The sequence below is a fragment of the Erwinia sp. genome, from assembly GCF_049696395.1.
Classification (GTDB): Bacteria; Pseudomonadota; Gammaproteobacteria; order Enterobacterales; family Enterobacteriaceae; genus Erwinia.
The window spans coordinates 1-1,817 of sequence record NZ_JBAVTT010000033.1; the positions used below are offsets into that span (position 1 = coordinate 1).

3 protein-coding genes are annotated in these 1,817 nt (G+C 47.9%); 2 read left to right on the top strand and 1 reads right to left on the bottom strand.

What is annotated here, in order from left to right; all coding sequences use genetic code 11:
- Window positions 1-809 (bottom strand): LysR family transcriptional regulator (locus WCC56_RS04765; protein ID WP_424691275.1); only part of this gene is annotated, 809 nt, incomplete at its 3' end.
- A gap of 139 nt (window positions 810-948) precedes the next feature.
- Here WCC56_RS04765 and WCC56_RS04770 point away from each other — a divergent pair.
- Both WCC56_RS04770 and WCC56_RS04775 read left to right on the top strand, forming a co-directional pair.
- On the top strand, window positions 949-1,524 hold the full coding sequence (locus WCC56_RS04770) for an NAD(P)H-dependent oxidoreductase (RefSeq protein WP_424691276.1): 576 nt from the start codon (window positions 949-951) through the stop codon (window positions 1,522-1,524).
- A gap of 14 nt (window positions 1,525-1,538) precedes the next feature.
- Window positions 1,539-1,811: a YciI family protein gene (locus WCC56_RS04775; RefSeq protein ID WP_424691277.1), complete on the top strand. Its 273-nt coding sequence runs from the start codon at window positions 1,539-1,541 to the stop codon at window positions 1,809-1,811.
- Window positions 1,812-1,817 lie beyond the last annotated feature (6 nt).

A 1,817-nucleotide genomic window follows, 5' to 3' on the forward strand; every position in this document is an offset into this window, starting at 1 on the left:
GGGTAGGTCTTCCAGTAAGGCATCATCACCGGGATAAACTGCGCTTTATCGGGCTGTAATTCATACACCGGCTCAAACAGTCTTCCTATTCCCAGACCGCTGCGTATTCCGTCAGTCATCACATCAATGTCATTGCTGATAAGTTGTCCTGGCATATCAACGGTTAATTGCTCACCGTTATCTTCCAGCATCAACGGGAGGATGCGGTTATTGGTGATAAAGCGATAGCCGATCAGTTGATGCTGATGCAAGTCCGTCGGCAGTTCGGGCGTGCCGTGTTCTGCAAGATAGGCCGCTGATGCATACAGACCTTCCCGAAACGGTTTCATCAACTGGCGAGCCACCACGCTCTCTTCCAGGATATCGCCAAACCGAATGCCCAAATCAAACCGTTCTTCAACCATGTTTACCGTTCCGTCATAAACGGATATCTCAAGCTGAATTCCCGGGTAGTTCTGGCAAAACTCCGCCATAAAGGGCTTCAGAATAAGCAGGTAAGCAAAGCGTGAAAGCGTAATTCTGACCAGCCCGGACGGTACCTGATTCAGGTCTTTGATGCTTTCCACCGCACTTTCCAGTGACGCCACAGCCCGCGACGTCTGTTGCACCAATTGTTCCCCGGCATCCGTCAGCTCAATACGCCGCGTGGTACGCACAAAAAGCGGGTGACCGAGATGCTGCTCGAGAAGTTTTAGCGCTTTGCTTACGGACGGGGGGGTGATCTCAAGTTTCCTGGCAGCTGCAGTAATGCTGCCCTCACGGGCGATGGTCTGGAAAATACGGATTTGGTTGTAAATGACATTGTTCATGGCGTCATCCTGGGGAGAAAGAGAGTTTGATTATTAGCTTTTGGTTAAGAGTGTATAAGGTATTAGTGCTCTAAAAAACAGAATCAAGGATGTTTATACTCATTTCCAGTTAAACAAACCCCTGTTAAGGAGGCTAAAAATGCAAAATGTACTGATTATTTCAGGTCATCCGAATCTCAATGAGTCCGTTGGTAATGCCACTATCTTGGGTGAAGTCGCAAAAGCGCTGCCCGAGGCCGAAATTCGCTTTCTTGATGCTCTGTATCCTGACTACAAGATCGACGTGGCAAAAGAGCAGGAAGCCTTGCTCAACGCCGATGTGATTGTCTGGCAGTTCCCTTTTTCCTGGTATTCAGTGCCGGGGTTAATGAAATTATGGATTGACCAGGTATTGGTTCACGGTTTTGCTCATGGTTCAACCGCAAAACTGGGTGGAAAAAAACTGATTATCTCCTTTACTGCCGGAGCACCTGAGAGCCTGTATTCCCCGGAAGGTGTCTTTGGTCACGGTATTGAGCAATATCTGACCCAATTTGAAACCACAGCATTGTTGTGCAATTTGGATTTACAGGACCCGATTTATACCTTGGGGATCAGCTATGCGGGTCGTGATGAAGCCAAAATTCGGGAACAGAAAGTAATGGCTAAAGATCACGCTGAACGTCTGATCGCTGCGATTAAAGACACTGCGCCTGCTTTAAAAAAGGCTGTATAAAAGGGAGGGTAAAAATGTATCTCATCAACATTACCGTGAATGGCGATATTCCAGCTCAACAGCATGAGGCACTTTTCAAGCAACACGCCAGCTGGTTTGAGAAGTATTTCAACGCAGGAAAATTTGTTCTGGTCGGCCCCTATACGGATCGCGAAAGAGCAGGGGTGATCATTGCCGATACTGAAAGCCGGGAAGAGCTGGATGCAATCCTGAGTGAAGATGCCTATTATCCGACTCTCGCTGAATACGAGATTCGCGAATTTATCCCGAAAATGCTGCGCGGCTAATCGGTG

What these genes read in the sequence shown, in the direction of transcription:
- WCC56_RS04770 (WP_424691276.1), top strand. Translation starts at nt 949, where the DNA reads ATGCAAAATGTACTGATTATTTCAGGTCATCCGAATCTCAATGAGTCC.
- WCC56_RS04775 (WP_424691277.1), top strand. Translation starts at nt 1,539, where the DNA reads ATGTATCTCATCAACATTACCGTGAATGGCGATATTCCAGCTCAACAG.